The sequence below is a fragment of the Actinomycetota bacterium genome (genome assembly GCA_035640355.1).
In the GTDB taxonomy this organism is placed as follows: Bacteria; Actinomycetota; UBA4738; order UBA4738; family HRBIN12; genus CALGFI01.
In genome coordinates, this window is record DASQWI010000006.1 from 204,842 (window position 1) to 223,126 (window position 18,285).

Annotated in this window: 17 protein-coding genes; 15 read left to right on the forward strand and 2 right to left on the reverse strand. The window is 68.3% G+C overall.

Annotation, left to right across the window (positions count from 1 at the left end):
* Nucleotides 1-11 precede the first annotated feature (11 nt).
* From mraY to VFA08_03400, 12 genes are all read left to right on the forward strand, one after another.
* A complete protein-coding gene (mraY, locus tag VFA08_03345; protein ID HYZ12624.1) occupies nucleotides 12-1,061 on the forward strand; it encodes a phospho-N-acetylmuramoyl-pentapeptide-transferase in 1,050 nt (349 codons plus the stop codon).
* Nucleotides 1,058-2,395 carry a UDP-N-acetylmuramoyl-L-alanine--D-glutamate ligase gene (gene murD / locus VFA08_03350; GenBank protein ID HYZ12625.1) on the forward strand — a complete coding sequence of 446 codons (1,338 nt, stop codon included), beginning with the start codon at nucleotides 1,058-1,060 and terminating at the stop codon, nucleotides 2,393-2,395. Before mraY ends, murD begins: the two co-directional genes overlap by 4 nt.
* Complete coding sequence (gene ftsW, locus VFA08_03355) at nucleotides 2,392-3,612, forward strand: putative lipid II flippase FtsW (protein HYZ12626.1); 1,221 nt, start codon at nucleotides 2,392-2,394, stop codon at nucleotides 3,610-3,612. Before murD ends, ftsW begins: the two co-directional genes overlap by 4 nt.
* The gene (gene murG / locus VFA08_03360) at nucleotides 3,609-4,706 is read left to right on the forward strand and encodes an undecaprenyldiphospho-muramoylpentapeptide beta-N-acetylglucosaminyltransferase (GenBank protein HYZ12627.1); all 1,098 of its coding nucleotides are present in this window, start codon (nucleotides 3,609-3,611) and stop codon (nucleotides 4,704-4,706) included. Before ftsW ends, murG begins: the two co-directional genes overlap by 4 nt.
* Entirely contained in the window at nucleotides 4,703-6,127 is a 1,425-nt protein-coding gene (murC, locus tag VFA08_03365) for a UDP-N-acetylmuramate--L-alanine ligase (GenBank protein ID HYZ12628.1), read from the forward strand. Before murG ends, murC begins: the two co-directional genes overlap by 4 nt.
* Entirely contained in the window at nucleotides 6,124-7,059 is a 936-nt protein-coding gene (gene murB, locus VFA08_03370) for a UDP-N-acetylmuramate dehydrogenase (GenBank protein ID HYZ12629.1), read from the forward strand. The genes murC and murB overlap by 4 nt, the downstream gene beginning before the upstream one ends.
* A gap of 4 nt (nucleotides 7,060-7,063) precedes the next feature.
* Nucleotides 7,064-7,732 (forward strand): FtsQ-type POTRA domain-containing protein, encoded by a 669-nt coding sequence (locus VFA08_03375; protein HYZ12630.1) that lies wholly within the window; start codon nucleotides 7,064-7,066, stop codon nucleotides 7,730-7,732.
* A 252-nt stretch (nucleotides 7,733-7,984) separates the two neighbouring features.
* Nucleotides 7,985-9,163: a cell division protein FtsZ gene (gene ftsZ / locus VFA08_03380; GenBank protein ID HYZ12631.1), complete on the forward strand. Its 1,179-nt coding sequence runs from the start codon at nucleotides 7,985-7,987 to the stop codon at nucleotides 9,161-9,163.
* A 157-nt stretch (nucleotides 9,164-9,320) separates the two neighbouring features.
* Nucleotides 9,321-10,010 (forward strand): YggS family pyridoxal phosphate-dependent enzyme, encoded by a 690-nt coding sequence (locus VFA08_03385; protein ID HYZ12632.1) that lies wholly within the window; start codon nucleotides 9,321-9,323, stop codon nucleotides 10,008-10,010.
* Nucleotides 10,011-10,034: 24 nt separating this feature from the next.
* Nucleotides 10,035-10,514, forward strand: coding sequence for a cell division protein SepF (gene sepF / locus VFA08_03390; GenBank protein HYZ12633.1), 480 nt, complete (start codon nucleotides 10,035-10,037; stop codon nucleotides 10,512-10,514).
* Between the two features lie 24 nt (nucleotides 10,515-10,538).
* Nucleotides 10,539-10,835 (forward strand): YggT family protein, encoded by a 297-nt coding sequence (locus VFA08_03395; protein ID HYZ12634.1) that lies wholly within the window; start codon nucleotides 10,539-10,541, stop codon nucleotides 10,833-10,835.
* 47 nt (nucleotides 10,836-10,882) lie between these two features.
* Nucleotides 10,883-11,605: a DivIVA domain-containing protein gene (locus VFA08_03400; protein ID HYZ12635.1), complete on the forward strand. Its 723-nt coding sequence runs from the start codon at nucleotides 10,883-10,885 to the stop codon at nucleotides 11,603-11,605.
* On the opposite strand, the gene ileS is transcribed toward VFA08_03400, so the two are convergent.
* Complete coding sequence (gene ileS, locus VFA08_03405) at nucleotides 11,602-14,766, reverse strand: isoleucine--tRNA ligase (GenBank protein HYZ12636.1); 3,165 nt, start codon at nucleotides 14,764-14,766, stop codon at nucleotides 11,602-11,604. The genes VFA08_03400 and ileS overlap by 4 nt on opposite strands.
* A 416-nt stretch (nucleotides 14,767-15,182) precedes the next feature.
* Here ileS and VFA08_03410 point away from each other — a divergent pair, with 416 nt between their 5' ends.
* From VFA08_03410 to VFA08_03420, 3 genes are read left to right on the forward strand one after another with little or no spacing between them, the layout of a single operon-like run.
* A complete protein-coding gene (locus VFA08_03410; protein ID HYZ12637.1) occupies nucleotides 15,183-15,569 on the forward strand; it encodes a TraR/DksA C4-type zinc finger protein in 387 nt (128 codons plus the stop codon).
* A 34-nt stretch (nucleotides 15,570-15,603) separates the two neighbouring features.
* A complete protein-coding gene (gene lspA / locus VFA08_03415; protein HYZ12638.1) occupies nucleotides 15,604-16,104 on the forward strand; it encodes a signal peptidase II in 501 nt (166 codons plus the stop codon).
* Between the two features lie 6 nt (nucleotides 16,105-16,110).
* Entirely contained in the window at nucleotides 16,111-17,007 is an 897-nt protein-coding gene (locus VFA08_03420; GenBank protein HYZ12639.1) for an RluA family pseudouridine synthase, read from the forward strand.
* On the opposite strand, the gene VFA08_03425 is transcribed toward VFA08_03420, so the two are convergent.
* Nucleotides 16,997-18,178: a PD-(D/E)XK nuclease family protein gene (locus VFA08_03425; protein ID HYZ12640.1), complete on the reverse strand. Its 1,182-nt coding sequence runs from the start codon at nucleotides 18,176-18,178 to the stop codon at nucleotides 16,997-16,999. The genes VFA08_03420 and VFA08_03425 overlap by 11 nt on opposite strands.
* Nucleotides 18,179-18,285 lie beyond the last annotated feature (107 nt).

Genomic DNA, 18,285 nt, shown 5'->3' on the forward strand with positions numbered 1-18,285 from the left:
AGGTCGCGCGGGTGAGACAGATCCTCATCGCCGCCGCCGTCGGACTCGCCGTCACACTGCTCGGCACGCCGATCGCGATCCGCCTGTTCCGGATCTGGGGCTGGGGTCAGCGGATCCGCGAGGACGGCCCGCACACGCACCTGGAGAAGATGGGCACGCCGACGATGGGAGGCACGGTGATCCTCGTCGGCATCCTCGTCGCCTACTTGGTCACCCGCCTGGCCTTCACCACGGTGAGCGCCGCGGGCATCTCGGTGTTGCTGGCAACCCTGCTGTTCGGTGCGATCGGGTTCATCGACGACTACATCAAGGTCCGCCGTCGCCGTTCGCTCGGACTGTCGAAGACTGCGAAGGTGATCGGGCAGGCGATCGCGGCGATCGCGTTCGCCGTGCTTGCGGTTCAGGGCGCGAATGCCTCGACGGAGCTGTCGTTCGTCCGGGAGACGGGACTCGATCTCGGCCTGGTGTTCTACGTGTGGGTCTTCGTCATCCTCGCGGCGTCGTCCAACGCGGTGAACCTCACCGACGGCCTGGACGGGTTGGCGTCCGGCTCGTCGATCCTCGTGTTCTCCGCGTTCGTGTTCGTGGCGTTCTGGCAGTTCCGGCACACGTGCGATATCGACCTTCAGGCCGCGTGCTATCCGGTCGACACGGTCGCGGCGCTCGACGTCGCGATCGTCGCCGCCGCGGCCACCGGCGCGGCAGCGGGATTCCTGTGGTGGAACGCCGCGCCCGCGAGGATCTTCATGGGCGACACCGGATCGCTCGCGCTCGGCGGGCTCATGGGTGCGCTGGCCGTCGTAACGAGCACGCAGCTGCTTCTCGTGGTGCTGGGGGGGCTGTTCGTCATCGAGACGACGTCGGTCGTCGTCCAGGTGATCGCGTACCGCGGGTTCGGGCGACGCGTGTTCCGCATGACGCCGATCCATCACCATTTCGAGCTCGCCGGGTGGCCGGAGTTCACGGTCATCGTTCGGTTCTGGATCGTGACGGGGTTGTGCGTCGCGGTAGGAATCGGCCTGTTCTACGCGGACTTCCTGGCGCTCGGAGGAACGGAGTGAGCGGCGCGTTCGCCGGAGAACGGGCCGTGGTCGTCGGGCTCGGCGTCTCGGGCAGCGCCGCCGCTCGCGTACTGGCCGACGAGGGAGCGGACGTGCGAGTGAGTGAAGCTCGCCCCGACCCCGACGTACCGCCGGAGCTTCGGGCGCTCGGCGTCGAGGTGCTCGCGGGGGGACACGACCCGTCGCACCTCGACGGCGCGACTGTCGTCGTCGCGAGCCCCGGCGTGACGCCGCGTTCGCCGGTCCTGGATTGGGCGCGCGATCGGAACATCCCGGTGTGGGGCGAGCTCGAGCTCGGGGCCCGGCTGACGAGGGTCCCGTACATCGGCGTCACTGGGACGAACGGAAAGACCACGACGACGTCGATGATCGCGGCGTGCCTCTCGGCCGGCGGGATCGACGCCGTCGCCTGCGGCAACATCGGTCATCCGTTCCCGCTCGCGGCGCGTGACGAGCACGACGCGCTCGTCGTCGAGTGCTCCTCGTTCCAGCTCGAGATGCAGGACACGTTCCATCCCCTCGTGTCGGTGCTGCTGAACGTGGCGCCCGACCACCTGGACTGGCACGGCTCGTTCGAAGCGTACGTGAACGCGAAGGCGAAGCTGTTCGCGAACCAGACGAACGGCGACGCACACATCGGCAACCGCGACGACGAGACATCCGCAGCGGTCTCGAGCCGAGCTCGCTGCGAGGTGTCGTGGTTCACGACCGGCGAGCCGAGGGCCGGCGAAACCGGGTTCGTCGACGACGTGCTGGTCGGCAGGTGGCAGGGCGACGAACGGCTCGGCGGCCTCGGTTTTACCAACCCCGCCATGAACGGGGACGCAGCCGCGTCCGCGGCCGCGTGTCACGCGTTCGGGGCAGCCGCGGGCGCGATCCGTGCCGGATTGTCGACGTTCGTGCCCGCACGTCATCGAGGGGAGGTCGTTGCGACCGCGCGTGGCGTGCGATTCGTCGACGACTCGAAAGCGACGAACCCGCACGCGACGCTCGCCGCGGTGGACGACCGGACCGGGGTCGTGTTGATCGCGGGCGGTGATGCCAAGGGCGTGGACCTGAGCCCGATCGGCGAGGCCGCGGCGCGGCTCGCCGGCGTCGTTGCCATCGGCGCCTCGGCCGACGACATCGTCTCGATCTTCGACGGACGCGTTCCCACGCGAAAAGTGGGGTCGGTCGAGGAGGCCGCGCGTACTGCGTTCGAGATCGCGCCGGACGGCGGCACGGTGCTCCTCGCGCCGGGCTGCGCGAGCTGGGACATGTTCCGGGACTACGAGGAGCGCGGCGAGCGATTCACAAGGGCCGCTCGCCAGCTCGAACGATCGGCCTCGGCGTGAGCACGCGTCAGATCGCGCATCCGGCCGATCGGTCCAACGGTCACCTTCGTCTCGTCGAGCCGGCGCGCGAGGGGGGGGCGAGCAGCTTCGCATTGCGACGCGACGCGGCGCTGCTCCTCGGCTCCGCCGCGTTCCTCGTCGCCACCGGTCTGATCATGGTGCTCTCTGCGAGCTCGGTGTCCGCATTCGCGGAATACGGCGACAGCTTCCGATACTTCCAGCGTCAGGCCGCCTACGCCGTCGTGGGCGTGGCCGCCCTCGTCCTGACGTCGCGGATTCGCTACCAGGCGTGGCGCCGGCTCGCGGTCCCCATGTTCGTGGTCACCCTCGTAGCGCTTGCGCTCGTCCTCCATCCCGCGTTCGGGGTCGAGGCGTACGGCTCGTCGCGATGGTTCCTGATCGGGCCGGTAACCGCTCAACCGTCGGAGTTCGCGAAGCTCGCCGTCGTTGTGTTCACGGCCGCGGTTCTCACGTGGAAGTGGGACCGGCTGGACGATCCCGGGCACGTCGCGATCCCCCTGTTGCCGGCGTGTCTTGCGTGTTTCACCCTCGTGATGCTGCAGCCAGACCTAGGAACGACGGTCATCCTCACCGGTGCGGCGTTCCTTCTGGTGTTCGTGGCCGGGGTGAGGCTTCGGTACCTCGCCTTCGCCGCGCTGATCGGCGTGGCGGCGGGGATGGGACTGATCATGAGCGCCGACTACCGGCGCATCCGCTTCCTCGCGTTCCTCAACCCCTGGAAGGACGCGGGGAACACGGGCTACCAGCTGGCCCAGTCGCTGATCGCGCTCGGGTCGGGTGGGCTGACGGGTGTCGGCCTCGGCGCGTCCCGGCAGAAGTGGCAGTACGTCCCGAACGCACATACCGATTTCATCTTCTCGATCCTCGGCGAAGAGGTGGGGCTCGTCGGCGAGCTCCTCGTGGTGGTGGCGTTCGGCGCCCTGGTGTTCGCCGGGATCCGGATCGCGACGAGAGCGCCGGATACGTTCGGGCGGCTCCTCGCGGCGGGCATCGTCTCGTGGCTCGGGCTCCAGGCGCTGATCAACCTCGGGGCGGTGACGGGTCTTTTGCCGATCACGGGCGTTCCACTTCCGTTCGTCTCCTACGGTGGTTCGTCGCTCGTCGTCTCCCTGGCCGCGGTGGGCATCCTGATCAACGTGTCGAAGACGTCCCGCCGGCAAGCAGTCGGACGGACCACGACCGCGAGGCGGACGTGAGGGTTCTGATCGCCGGAGGCGGGACAGCAGGCCACGTGTTCCCGGCGCTTGCGCTCGCGCGGCGGCTCGCCGCGGACGGGCACGACGTCGGATTTGCCGGGACGGCGGCAGGGCAGGAAGCCCGGCTCGTCCCCGCCGCCGGGTTCGCGCTCGAGGAGATCGAGGCGTGCCCGTTCGTCCGCGAGGTCTCGCTCCGCGCGGCGATGGCCCCCCTCGTCGCGATCCGTTCGATCCGCAGGTGCCGCTCGCTCGTTCAGGAGCGCGACGTCGTCGTGGGCATGGGCGGGTACGTGAGCGTTCCGGTCGCGCTCGCGGCGATCCGCGCGCGAAGGCCGCTCGTTCTGCACGAACAGAACGCCGTGCCCGGCCTGGCCAACCGCACGCTCGCTCGCGCCGCGAGAACGGTCGCGCTCTCCTTCGCCGAGGCCGCGCGGATGTTGCCGCGACGAACCGCGAAGGTCGTCACGGGCAACCCTGTCCGCGAAGAAGTCCTCGTCGTCCATGCCGAACGCGATCGGCTGGCAAAGGAGGCGGCATCGGAGTTCGACCTGGACCCGGAGCGCGCCACCGTCGTCGTAGTCGGCGGAAGTCAGGGCGCGCGGCGCCTGAACCGAGCCGTCGTGGACGCCGTCGAACGGATCAGTTCGGAGGCTCAGCTCGTGCTCATCACCGGCCCCGCCCACGCCGCCATGATCGACGCCGCGTTGCGGTCGTTTCGGCTCACGGTGCGCGTGCTTCCGTTCGTCGAGCGCATGGATCTCGCCTACGCCATCGCGGATCTGCTCGTCGCGCGGGCAGGCGCGTCGACGGTCGCCGAGGCCTCCGTCTGCGGCGTCCCGTCGTTGCTGATCCCGTACCCCCACGCGACGGGCCGTCACCAGGAGGCGAACGCGCGCGCGCTCGTGCGAGCGGGCGGAGCCACCGCACTCTCCGACGACGACCTCACCGGGGAGACGCTCGCCGGGCGCATCGACGAGATGCTCGGCGACGTCGCCGCGTTGCGCGTGTTGGGAGACCGCGCCCGGACGTGGTCGCGTCCCCATGCCGCCGATGAGCTCGCGCGCGTGGTCGTCGCCGCCGCAGACGAGTCATGACCTACACGCCGCGCCCCGGAACGATCCCCACGCTCGACGTGCCGAGCCTCGACGGCGTGAGACGCATCCACATGATCGGCGTCGGCGGCGCTGGGATGCGGAACCTCGCGCGGCTCCTCATGGCACGCGGGATCGGGATCACGGGCAGCGACCTGAAGGACTCGAAGGGCCTGGCTGAGCTTCGCGACGCCGGCGCGGAGGTGTCCGTTGGACACGCGACGGATACCATCCGCGAACCGGACGCCATCGTGATCTCCAGCGCGATCCGGGAGGACAACGTGGAGCTCGCCGAGGCGAGACGGCGTGGCACGCCGGTTTGGATGCGCGCCCAGGCGCTCGCTGCCGCGGCCGCACAGCTGCGCACGATCGCCGTCACGGGGACGCACGGGAAGACGACGACGACGGCGATGGTCGCGCTGATCCTCGAACGCGCGGGGCTCGACCCGACGTACGTGATCGGCGGCGATCCCAACGAGACAGGCAGCGGAGCGAGGGCCGGCGCCGGGGACCTGTTCGTCGCGGAGGCCGACGAGAGCGACGGCTCGTTCCTGTTGATGAACCCGGCGATCGGTGTGGTGACGAACGTCGATATCGACCACGTCGACTTCTATCGGGGAGGACGCGAGGAGATCGAGGCCGCGTTCACGTCATTCGCCTCGAGATGCGAGCACGTCGTCGTTTGCGCCGACGACGCGCCGGCGATGAGATCCGTTGCTGCAGCGAACGTTCCGTCGACGACGTACGGAACGTCGAACCCTGCGAACGTGCGCGTCGAGATCGTCGCCGTCGGGCCCGGCGGCGCTCGAGCCGACGTCTTCGTCAACGGGTCGCGGCACGTGTTGGTGCTCGCGGTCGATGGCGCTCACAATGTCCTGAACGCGGCGGCGGCTGTTGCAACGGCGCGCCTGCTCGGGGTCGAGCCCTCGGTCGCGGTCGAAGCGCTCGGCGCGTACACCGGCGTGCATCGTCGGTTCGAGCGCCGCGGCGAGGCGCGTGGCGCTGCGTTCTACGACGACTACGGTCACGTGCCGGCCGAGCTCGCTGTGACGTTGGACGTCGCACGGCGAACACGACCCGACCGGTTGATCGCGGTGTTCCAGCCGCACCGTTACTCGCGGACGCTCGCGCTCTGGCCGGAGCTCGGCAGCAGCCTCGTCGAAGCCGACATCGTCGTTGTGACCGACGTGTTCGGCGCGGAGCAAGACCCGATCCCCGGCGTAACCGGAAAGCTGGTCGTGAAGGGCATCTCCGCGAGCGCGCCGTGCAAACGCGTCGTGTACCTACCGCACCGCGGCGAGGTCGTCGAGTTCCTCCATCGGGAGGTTCGTCCCGGCGATCTGGTGATCACCATGGGGTGTGGCGACGTGTGGATGCTCGGCGATGCCGCGCTCGCGGGTATCTCGGCGGGGGACGGAACGTGAACGACGACTCGATCGCCCACGCCGAGGCGATCCTCCGCGCGGACTGCGGCGAGCGGCTTCGCTCGGAGTTCCCGCTCGCCCCGCTGACCAGCTTTCGCATCGGGGGGCCGGCCGCTCTGTACCTCGAGCCGGAGAGCGACGACGACCTCAAGGCGGCGGTCAAGGCGATCCGTGAGACAGCCATGCCGTTCGTCGTCCTGGGCAAGGGATCGAACGTGCTCGTGTCCGACGACGGATTCCACGGGCTCGTCCTGCGACTGGGTCGCACGTACCGGTGGGCCGCGCGCGACGGCGAACGCCTGACCGCCGGAGGGGCGATGCCGCTCCCAGCGCTTGCGGGCGTGGCGTTCACCCACGGTCTGGCGGGGCTGGAGTTCGGGGTGGCCATCCCCGCGAGCGTCGGTGGCGCCGTCCGCATGAACGCGGGTGCGCACGGACGCGAGATGGCGAACGTCCTCGAGAGCATCGACGTCTACGAGCTTCTCTCCGGCGCACCGCGGCGGATCGAAGCCACCGAGGTGGCCCTGTCGTACCGAGGCTCGGAGCTCCCCCGAGATGCCGTGGTCGTCGGCGCCCGCATGTCGCTCGTCGCGGGCGACAGGGCGACGATTCGCGCGAGGATGGACGAAGCTCGGGAGTGGCGTCGCCGAACGCAGCCGCTCGCCGAGCCAAATTGCGGCAGCGTCTTCAAGAACCCGCCAGCCGACAGCGCCGCGCGCCTGATCGAGGAGTCCGGCGCGAAGGCGATGTCGGTCGGTGGCGCGTCGGTGTCCGCAAAGCACGCGAACTTCATCGTCGCCGGTACCGGGGCGACCGCAACGGACGTCCTGGAGCTGATCCAAGCCGTTCGTGGACGCGTCCTGGCGCACTCGGGTGTGCTGCTCGAACCGGAGGTACATCTCGTTGGCGATCTCGATCTCGCGATCCGCTAAGTCCTTGACGTCGTGGCGCGTCCGACTCGGGCTCGTCCTCGGGGTCGTCTCGGTCCTCGTCCTCGCCGCCGTGGTCGTTTCCCGATCGTCGTTGTTCGCCGTCCGCACGATCGACGTCACGGGCGCGTCGCGCCTGACCACCGAACGTGTCATTGCCAGAGCGCACATCGACGGATCGACCAACGCACTGTGGCTGGACGAGGACGCGGTCGAGCGGAGGCTCGAGCGGCACCCGTGGATCTCCGAGGCGTACGTTTCCGCGGCGCTCCCGTCGACGGTCCGTATCTCGATCGTCGAACGGACCCCCGTGGCCGTGGCCATCAACCGGTTGGGCGAGCTGTACATCGCGGCCGATGGAACTTCCCTGGGGCGCGCCAACGATGACGCGGGGTTGCCGTTGATCGAGTCCGCGGGTCGAGAGGTGGCCGCCGTGGCGCTCGCCGCGATGCCGGTGGCCGTCCGATCGGCGGTCGAATCGGTCGAATACCGAGACGACGGATCGCTCGAGGTTCGTTTGCACGACGGCGTGACGGTGACGTACGGCACAGCGGATCGACTCGTCGCGAAAGGTCTCGTCGTCGAGCGAATCCTGGCTTGGGCCGAGGAGAGCGGCGAGGAGCTCGACTCGGTCGACGTCACCGCTCCAGGGTCTCCCGCCGTCGCGCTCGGCTGAACGCGCCAGACGCGTTCCCGAACTGTCACCGCATCGAACAACGGCGTTGCCGCAGATATTGACGGACCTGGGCGTTTACCTATAGCGTGCACCGATTACCGTCAAGTAGATATAACAATCACGTTTGAGTTGAGGTTCACAGTTGGCTTGACGGGAATGCAGTAAGGCATCGCTGGCAACGGGAGACAAAGGAGCGGCGTTTCCCCAGGTAGACCGGGGCGAAGAGCGCCCGGTGGAGCGGAGGTCGCAGTGATGGATTCTCCTCAGAACTACCTCGCCGTGATCAAGGTGGTCGGGATAGGCGGCGGTGGCGTGAACGCCGTCAACCGAATGATCGAGGGCGGGCTCCGCGGCGTTGAGTTCGTCGCGGTCAACACGGACGCGCAGACGCTGCTCATGTCGGATGCCGAGGTGAAGCTCGACGTCGGGCGCGAGACCACGCGCGGCCTCGGAGCTGGCTCCAACCCCGATGTCGGTCGTCACGCCACCGAAGAGCACGCCGAGGAGATCGAGGAGATCCTGAAGGGCGCCGACATGGTCTTCATCACCGCCGGCGAGGGCGGGGGAACGGGGACCGGCGGCGCCCCGATCGTCGCGACCATGGCTCGCGAGCTCGGCGCGCTGACGATCGGCGTCGTGACGCGGCCGTTCGCGTTCGAGGGCCGCGTCCGCGCGATGCAGGCTGACCTAGGAATCACCGAGCTGAAGAAGGCCGTCGACACGCTGATCGTCGTGCCGAACGACCGACTGCTCCAAGTGTCGGATCCGAACACGCCGGTGCTCGACGCGTTCCGGATGGCGGACCAAGTCCTGTATCAGGGCGTCGACGGCATCACGTCGCTCATCACGACGCCCGGTCTCATCAACGTCGACTTCGCGGACGTGAGGACGGTGATGACCGGCGCCGGCTCGGCGCTCATGGGCATCGGTCACGGTACGGGGGACGACCGTGCGGAAGAGGCCGCGCGTTCGGCGATCAGCTCGCCGCTCCTGGAATCCTCGATCGAGGGCGCCCGCGGGGTCTTGCTCTCGATCGCGGGACCGACGGACCTGGCGCTCCACGAGGTCAACAGGGCGGCGGACCACATCACACGGGTCGCGCATCCCGAAGCGAACATCATCTTCGGCGCCGTCGTCGACGACGCGCTCGGGGAGGAAGTGCGCGTCACCGTCATTGCTGCCGGTTTCGACAAGCAGCTCTCCACGCCCTCGATGGCCCACCTCGATAGCCGGCTTTCGCGACTGCTCGAGGAACCGCACTCAGCGCCCGCGGGCGAACGCGTGGACGCGACGCGCGACCGGGAAGACGTGCCCGAGCCGGTCCCGTCGATTCTGGTCGACGAGGAGGACGAGATCTTCCGGCCGGCGCCCGAGACGGTGACGTTCGATGCCGAAGACGATCTCGACATTCCGGATTTCCTGAAGAGCTAGGGACGATCCGGACCGACAACGCCTGGGGCGGCCCGGTGGCGAGAGGCGTCCTTCCCCCGCCTCTGAGCCGGGCCGGCCCCACCTCGCCGGCACTCGCCGTTCGCGCGTCGCTCCACTTGCCGTGCTACTTCCCGGCGTCCGCGCTAGGGTCGGCGCGTTGGAGCCGACCAGGGAGCGCGTGCTCGCGAACCTCGAGTCGGTCCGCGAGCGGATCTCTGCGGCATGCGAGCGGTGCGGCCGTGACCCCGCGACAGTCCGCCTCGTGGCGATCGGCAAAGGCATCGAACCCCACGTCATCTCGTGGATCCGCGAGGCAGGGGTCGCGGACCTCGGCGAGAACTACGTTCGCGAGCTGAGGCTCAAGCGCGAACGGATCTCCGGGAGTCGGTGGCACTTCGTCGGCACGCTTCAACGAGGAAGCGCGCACCACGTCGCGGAGCTCGCGGACGTGGTTCAAACCGTGGTTCCGGGCAGCGCGTTCGCACGGCTCCAACGAGGCGCTCTCGCGCGCAACCGCTCGATCCCCGCGCTCGTCGAGGTGGACTTCACCGGCGAGCGTGCAGGCGTCGCGCCGGCCGATGTCGTTACGGCGTGCGACGAGGTCGCCGGCGCGCGCGGCGTACGTATCGCCGGGCTCATGACGGTGCCGCCGCTGGCGCAAACCGCAGAGGAGGCGCGCCCGTTCTTCCGGCGGCTCAGCCAGCTGCTGTCGGAGGTCGCCCAGCGGCATCCACAGGCCGTCGAGCTGTCGATGGGAATGTCGCTTGATTACGAGGTTGCGGTGGAGGAAGGCGCTACCATGGTCCGGCTCGGGACAGCGTTGTTCGGCCCACGGCGTCAGGCGTAGCGGCCGGATCGACGGGAGGTTCTCATGGCCGGCGTGTGGAAGAAGACGCTCACGTATCTCGGTCTCGTCGAGGACGACGAGTTCGAGCAGCTCGACGAGGTCTCCGGCCCACCGCCGCAAGGTGAGGTCCGGAGGTTCCAGCGACCGCAACCGGTACGGGAGCTCGACCACGAACCGGAGCACGGTGGCATCGTTCGGACGATTCCCTCAGCGCGCGCCGCTACGGCCTCTTCGATCCACAAGTCGGAGCCGCGTCGCTTCAACGAAGCTCGCGAGATCGCCGACCGGTTCAAGGACGGGATCCCCGTGATCATGAATCTCCAGAGCACCGACGACACGATCGCCAGGCGCCTCGTCGACTTCGCGTCTGGGTTGGTCTATGGCCTCGACGGCAAGATCGAGATGGTCGCGAACCGCGTGTACCTGCTGACGCCGGCCAACGTCGACGTGTCGGCCGAAGAGCGCGAACGGATCGCGGGTGGCGACATCTACAACCAGTTCTGATCGGCGCCGCAACCGCCGACCGGGATGACCGCGCAGGAGACGAACCCGGCGCTCGACATTCTGTGCGTCGTCCTGACCGTCTACACGATCATCCTGTTGGCCCGCGTGCTCATCTCGTGGGCGTACCTGTTCGGGTTTCGGCCGCCACTCACTGGCCCGCTGCGGACCATCCTCGACCTGCTCGACACGCTTACCGAGCCGGTGCTCCGTCCGCTCCGGGCGCTCGTCCCACCGGTCCGCGCCGGAGGGATGGGGATCGATCTTTCCATCATCATTGCGTTCGTTATCCTCTGGGTTCTCCGAGCCGCCCTGGGCTGTTGACGCTCCACCGCCAGGGGGTGCCCGCCGACTCGAAGAGGGGGGAGGCCATGCGCAGGAAGAAGGAAGCCGAACAGGAGGCGACAACCGGCGCCCGGCGTCTCACGCCCGCCGACGTGCAAGAGGTCGAGTTCCGGCTCGCGTTCCGCGGTTACAACGAGCGCGACGTCGATGCCTTCCTCGATCGAGTCACCGAGGACCTCGCCGCGTACGCCGAGGAGAACGAACGCCTTCGGTCCGGAGGTGGTCGGCCCAGCCGCCTGTCGTCCGTTGGTGATGCGGATGCGGCGAACGAGGCGAAATCGATCCTCGCGCGCGCGAGGGAGGAGGCAGCCGCAATCGTTCGCCGCGCTGAGCAGCAGGCAACGGCGGTTGCAGCGGGCTCGACCGGCGACGCTCGAGCGACGATGGCGCCGTTCCTGAACACCGAGCGTGAGTTCCTGCAGAGCCTCGGCTCCCTCGTGCAGACGCATGCCGAAGAGATCAAGCAGATGGTCCTGGCGCTCCGCGAGCGAGCGCACGACGACGTCTCGGTCGAGCGACCGTCATCCCCCGCCACCGGTGAGAGCGAGGATCACGAGCGAACGGCGGACCCGTCGGCAGCGAGCGCCGCCGAGATCCGCCGGCGTCTCGGCGACCCGGAGCCCGACCACTCCGACTCGCCCGTCGTCATCGAGAGCGCGACGCAGCCCGCCTACAATTCCGAAGGCACACCCGCGAACGAGAGACGCGAGCGCTCGCTGCGTGAGCTGTTCTGGGGAGACGAGAACTAGGTTCGACGCAGGGTCACGGTGACGGCGTCGCCGTCGAGATCTGCTTCGGTCGAGTAGGTGGCGTCCGGGAGCGGCTCGTTGTTCAGAACGCTCGCGAGCGTCTCCTCGGTGACGCGGGACCGGTTCCCATCGTCGCGCATCGCCTCCGCGACCTCGCCCATCGCACCGATCCCCAGAACGATGCGGTCGCTCACGTCGAGGCCGGCGGCCTTCCGTGCGTCCTGCACGAGTCGGATCACGTCACGCGCGAGGCCCTCGCGCCGGAGCTCCGTCGTCACGTCGAGCTCCAGCGCGACCGTGATGCCACCCTCGCTCCCGACGCCCCAGCCCTCGAGCTTCTCCTGTGCGAGGTCGACGTCGACGGGACCCAGCTCGGCGCTTGAACCATCGTCGAGCGTGAGCTCAACGGACTCGCCCGCCGCGAGTCGACCAGCGAGCGCACCGTCGTCACGCCCCAAGACGTTGGCGACGTCCTTGACGCGGCCCCCGAGCTTGGGACCGAGCACCTTGAAGTTGGGCTTCGCCCGCCATCGGCCGAGGTGGTCGGCAGACTCCGCGATGATCACGCGCTTGACGTTCAGCTCCTCGGCGAGGAGGGGAAGCAGGGGCTCGAGCGCCGCGTGGTCGCCCGGGAAGTGCACGACGGCTTCGAGCAGCGGCTGACGGAGCCGCATCTTGGTCTCCGCGCGGACCCGACGTCCCAACTCCGCGATCTTCCGCACGTTGAGCATGGCCGAGTCCAGCTCGCGGTCCCGCAACCCCTCGTCGGCTGTCGGGTAGTCCGTCAGGTGCACGGAGTCAGGCGATCCGTTTCGTCCGGCGGCGAGGTTGCGCCACATCTCCTCGGCGATGAACGGCGTGAACGGCGCGAGGAGTTGCGACAGCGTGACCAGGCACTCGTGCAGCGTGTGAAACGCGGAACGCGAGTCCTCGCCACCTCTTCCGTTCGGATCCCAGAACCTCGGACGGGCACGTCGGACGTACCAACTTGAAAGGTCATCGACGAACTTGGCGATGTGATCGCGTCCCACGCCCGTAGCGTTGTATTCCTCCAGACCCTCCCTGGCGGCTTCCACCGTCCGCTCGAGCCGTGACCGGATCCATCGGTCGAGCGGTGGGCGTTCGCGAACGGGAACCGGATCATCGGCCGAGGGATCGAAGCCACTCGCGTTCGCGTACGTCACGAAGAACGCGTAGACGTTGCGGATCGGGAGCATGAACTGGCGAACGATCTCGTCCATGATGACCATGCCGATACGGCGCGACTCCCACGGCGATCCGTTCGTGAGCAGGAACCAGCGCAACGCGTCGGCGCCCTGCCGGTCCAGCACGTCGAACGGGTCGATCACGTTGCCGAGGGACTTGCTCATCTTGCGCCCGTTCTCGTCGACGATGTGCCCCAGAACGACGACGGTCTCGTAGGCCGTGGAATCGAAGTGGAGGACGCCCTCCGCCATGAGCGTGTAGAACCACCCGCGCGTCTGATCGATCGCCTCGGAGATGAAGTCGGCGGGAAATCGTTCCCGGAACCGCTCCAACCCGCGGCCGAGCTCGGGGTGGTAGCCCCACTGCGCGTAGGGCATCGCACCGGAGTCGTACCAGGCGTCGAGCACCTCCAGTAGCCGCGTGGCCGGCGCGCCACACTGCGGGCATTCGAACGTCACCTCGTCGATCGCTGGCCGGTGCGGGTCGATCCCCGTCACGTCCCTGCCGGCCAGCTCGGAGAGCTGCGAGAGCGAGCCGACAGCTGTGTCGTGGCCGTTCGTGCAGCGCCAGATCGGCAGCGGCGTCCCCCAATATCTCTCGCGCGAGAGTCCCCAGTCCACGTTGTTGCGGAGCCAGTCGCCGTAGCGACCGTGCTTGATGTGGTCGGGGTACCAGTTCACCCCCTCGTTCACGTCGAGGAGTCGGTCTTTCACCTCGGTCGTTCGGATGTACCAGGACGTCCGGGCGAGGTTGATCAGTGGAGTGGAGCATCGCCAGCACAGCGGGTAGACGTGGTCGATCGTCCCGGCGGACAGCAGCAGCCCGCGTTCCCGAAGATCTTCGGTGATCGGCGGGTCCGCATCCTTGAAGAAGAGTCCGCGGACGAATTCGGGTGCTTCGGTGGTGAACCGTCCTTCGCCGTCGAGCGGCTGAAACGTCAACCACCCCTCGCGCCTGCCGATGTCGAGGTCCTCGGGGCCGAACCCCGGCGCCATGTGCACGATGCCCGTGCCCTCCTCGAGCGAGACGAAGTCGGCCAGGACGATCCGATGCGCACCCTCGACGTTCGGGTACAGCGGCTCGTACCGGAGACCGTCGAGCGAACGACCCGGAAAGGGTCCGGCGACGACCGGGTCGTCCGGGAGCACCGCGTCCTTCAGTGCCTCGGCTAGGACGAGTCGCTCGCCGTCGTGGTCGACGACGACGTACGGCGCGTCCGCGGAGACCGCCAGTCCCTCGTTCGACACAAGCGTCCACGGCGTCGTCGTCCATCCGATCGTTGCCGCCCCGGCGAGCGACGGGTCGGGGGCGTCGACGATGTGGAACAGGACGTACACGCTCGGATCCTCGACGAGCTCGTAGCCCTGGGCCGTCTCGTGGTCGGACAGGGCCGTGCCGCAGCGCGGGCAGTACCACGTGACGCGGTGATCTTGATATAGCAGCCCGCGCCCGTGGAGCTGCTTGAGCGACCACCAGACACTCTCGATGTACTCGGTGTCCATCGTCCAGTAGGCCTCGGACAGATCGATCCAGAAGCCGAGCCGTTCGGTGAGCCGTTCGAAGTCGTCGACGTATCGCAGGACGGACTCGCGGCACAGGCGGTTGAACTCAGCGATGCCGAACGCCTCGATGTCGCGCTTGTTCTTGGTGCCGATCTCCTTCTCGACCTCGAGCTCGACCGGCAGGCCGTGGCAGTCCCACCCGGCCTTCCTCGGAACGTGGTGCCCGGTCATCGCCCGGTACCGCGGATACACGTCCTTGAACGTCCTCGGCTCGGTGTGGTGGATCCCGGGTTTGCCGTTCGCCGTCGGCGGTCCCTCGTAGAAGACCCACAGAGGTCCCTCCTTGCGCCGCTCGAGTTGGCGATGGAACACGTCGGCCTCGCGCCAGAACGCGAGGACCTTGGCCTCCTGCTCGGGGAGGCTCGCCTTGGGGTCCACCGGTTCGAACGCCATCTCAGTCTCCTCGCCGACGCCACGAAAAAGCGCCCCGTCCCGAGCAGGGACGAGGCGCGAAGCCCCGCGGTACCACCCCGCGTTGCCGGCCCCTCGCGGAACCGACCGCTCATCGGCTGCTCGACGCGCCGGTCCTCCGGCGCTCCGAAGAGCCTCCCGCTGTAACGGGCGAACCCGGCCGCGTCTACTGCGGTACGAGGGAATCCCCGACCGGTTCGGGCGGCGGCTCGGGGAGGATGTTCACGAGGGCCGTGCCTCCGGGCTTCCACCGTCCCCGGCTCGCTCGCTGGCCGGAGCCCTCGCTACTCGTTCCCGTCGTCGCCTGTAACAGCTCATACTACGCGTGGCGAGCACGTAGGTCACCGACCGACCCGATGATTGTCGGTGGAACACCCTGGTGCTAGCGTCCCCGTCCCATGTCTGGCAAGACCGCCTACTCCCAAAAAGAATTGGACGAGCTGCGTGAACGCCTGCTCGCCGAACAGGTCGAACTGCAGGAGCAATTGGCGACGATCGAAGAACAGTCGTTCGCTACCTCGCAGTCCGACATCTCTGGAGAGGTGTCATTCGACGAGGAGAACGCCGACGCCGGCACCTTCACGTTCGAGCGCGAACGCGACCTGTCGATCGAGAACAACGTCCGGGACCTGTTGGGGAAGATCGACCGCGCCCTGGCCAGGATGGACGACGGGACGTACGGCTTCTGCTCTCGGTGCGGGAAGCCGATCGAGAAGGCTCGGCTGAAGGCCCTGCCGTACGCCGACCTCTGCATCAAGGACGCGCAGGCCCAGGCGCGGCGGTAGCGCCCTGAGGCGGCCGCGGGTCCTAGCGCTCGCACTGTACGCATCGGCCGCCGCCGTCTACGGGCTCGATCGGATCACCAAGGCCTGGGCGGAGGCGTCGCTCGCCGGCGAGGCGCCGATCGACGTCATCCCCGGCGTCCTCTCGCTCACCTATACGACGAACTCGGGCGGGGCGTTCGGCCTTGGGCGCAGCGCGCCGTGGTTGTTCGCGACGGCCACGGTCGTCGTGTCGGTGGTGATCGTGGTGATGTCGGCACGGATCGGACGGGCGTCGGTCGCGGCAGCCCTCGGCCTGATCCTCGGGGGCGCGCTGGGGAACCTGACCGACCGCGCCCTGAACGGCCCCGCGCTGTCCGGGCATGTCGTCGACTTCATCGACTTCCACGTCTGGCCGGTCTTCAACGTGGCGGACAGCGCCATCGTCGCGGGTGCGATCCTGCTCGCCGTCGTTACCGGTCGCCGCGAGCGATCGTTCGCCGATGAGAAGCGGAACGAGCGGCCACCCAAGAGAGAGGAGTTGGCCGGCGGGGCGTGATGAGCGATGACCCAGGCGTTCGAGGCCGTACCGGGTCGCTTGGACGCGGTCGTCGCTGAACGCATGGGGATCGCGCGCGCCGACGCCCAGCGGGCGATCGAGGCGGGCGGGGTCACGGTGGACGGTGCCCCCCAACGAAAGTCGTTCCGACTGGCCGGCGGGGAGCGCGTGGAGGTTGACCTCGAACGTGGTGCTGAAGTGCCGGCCGAGGGCCCACCGGTCGGCGTTCGGTACCGCGATGAGCATCTCGCCGTTGTGTCGAAACCCGCCCGCATGCCCACGCACCCGACCGAGAACCGGCGTGGAGGCACGCTCGTGAACAGCCTGCTCGCGATGGAGATACCGCTCGCCTCGCGCGGCGGATCACTCCGCCCGGGGATCGTGCACCGGCTCGACGCCGGCACGTCGGGCCTCATCGTCGTCGCATCGAGCGACGCAACATTCCGGGCGTTCGGGCAGTTGTTCGCTGCGCACGCCGTCGATCGGCGGTATCTCGCGCTCGTTCGGGGCCGGGTCCAGCACGACAGGTTCGGCGTCGAGGCGCCGCTCGGACGTCGCGGCGCGCGCATCCGCGTCGTCTCAGGTGGTCGTGACGCCGCGACCGCCTTCGAGCTGCGCGAGCGCTTCGACAGAGCGACCCTGCTCGAGGCGACCCCTCACACGGGCCGAACGCACCAGATCCGCGTGCACCTGTCGTCGGTCGGCCACCCGATCCTTGGCGACGCCCGCTACGGCGGTGGGGGACAGGACGCCGCCGCGCTCGGCCTCGAGCGGCCGTTTCTGCATTCGTCGCGGATCGCGTTCGATCACCCGATCACGCGACAACGGATCGACATCGAGGAACCACTGGCCGACGATCTGATCGAGGCGCTGCGCCGGCTCCGCGACGCGGCTACCTCTTGACGCGTTCGGCCTCGCGGAGGTACAGCGCGTGCTGCGTGCGAACCTCCTCGCGGGAGGCGAGCAAGGCATCCTCGACGTCCGGCGAGAGCGTTCGCGATTCGATGAGCGCGTTCAGCTTTGTCGTGTCGATCGAGAGAACGCTGTCCCACAGGCCGAGCGGCTCGAGGATCGCTCGTACCTTCTCCTCGATCGGCGAGGTGATGTGCTGCACGCGCCGATCGATCGCCGCGCCGTCGGTTCCGAACAGCCTGCGGTAACCGTGCTCGTCGGCGAACGCGTTGATCAGCGGGTTCAGCTCGTCGAAACGCCTGTACACGTCACGAGCCGTTCGCTTAAGCGAGATCCATTCGTCGACCATCTCGGTCATCCTCGGAGCCGGGTCCGCCTCACGCTTGTCCTCGCGATGTCGGAACAGCGGACAGAGCGACTGGTACTCGCACCAGTCGCAGAGGGGGTTCTGACGCGGCTCGAACTTCCCCGCCGCGATCCGTTCGGCCACCACACCGATCCGACGACGGAGCTCGTCGACGTCGTCGGCGGTTCGAGTCGTCGTCATCCGCTGTCCCGGCAACAGGTAGTAGAGCGTCAGACGCTCCGGCTCGATGCCCCAGACCTCCTTCGCGGCGAGGTGGTAGACGCTGAGTTGGAGATCCGCGTCGATCCTCGCCTGCGGGGGAAGACGACGGTTCGTCTTGTAGTCGATGATCTCGTAGCCGCCGCCGGGGATGCGATCCATCCGGTCGATCACGCCGGCGATCTCCACGCCCTCAACGTCGATGGTGAATCGGTGCTCGAGCGCCGCGGGGATCTTGTACGTGGCTTCGCTCTCACGGTGATATTGCGCCAGCACCTGCCGCCCGTGTTCCCGGTACATCGTCTCCTCGGATTCGCTCGAGAAGCCCTCGGCGACCCAGACCGCTTCGAGCATGTCGTGCAGCTCCTCGAGTGACGGCGCGACGGGAACCGGCCGGTTGTGGAACAGGTGCAGCGCGCGGTGCAGGGAATCGCCGAACGAGAGCGCCGCCGACGGCGACCGCGGCACGCGGTCCTCGAACTGGAACTTGAACTTGGCGGGGCAGGTCTCGTAGGTGTTGATGCTGGAGTAGGACAGGCGGATGCGCCGGCGCTCACCCGCGCGGGCGGCGAGGGTCGAGGTGGCGCGCTGTTCCATCGACGCCCGAGTGTAGGAGCGTGCTCCAGGGATTACAAGCCTGTAGTTATCCCCACGGGATTCACGGTCGGGACAAAATCGCGCTCGATGTGGAAAGCGTGGGGAAC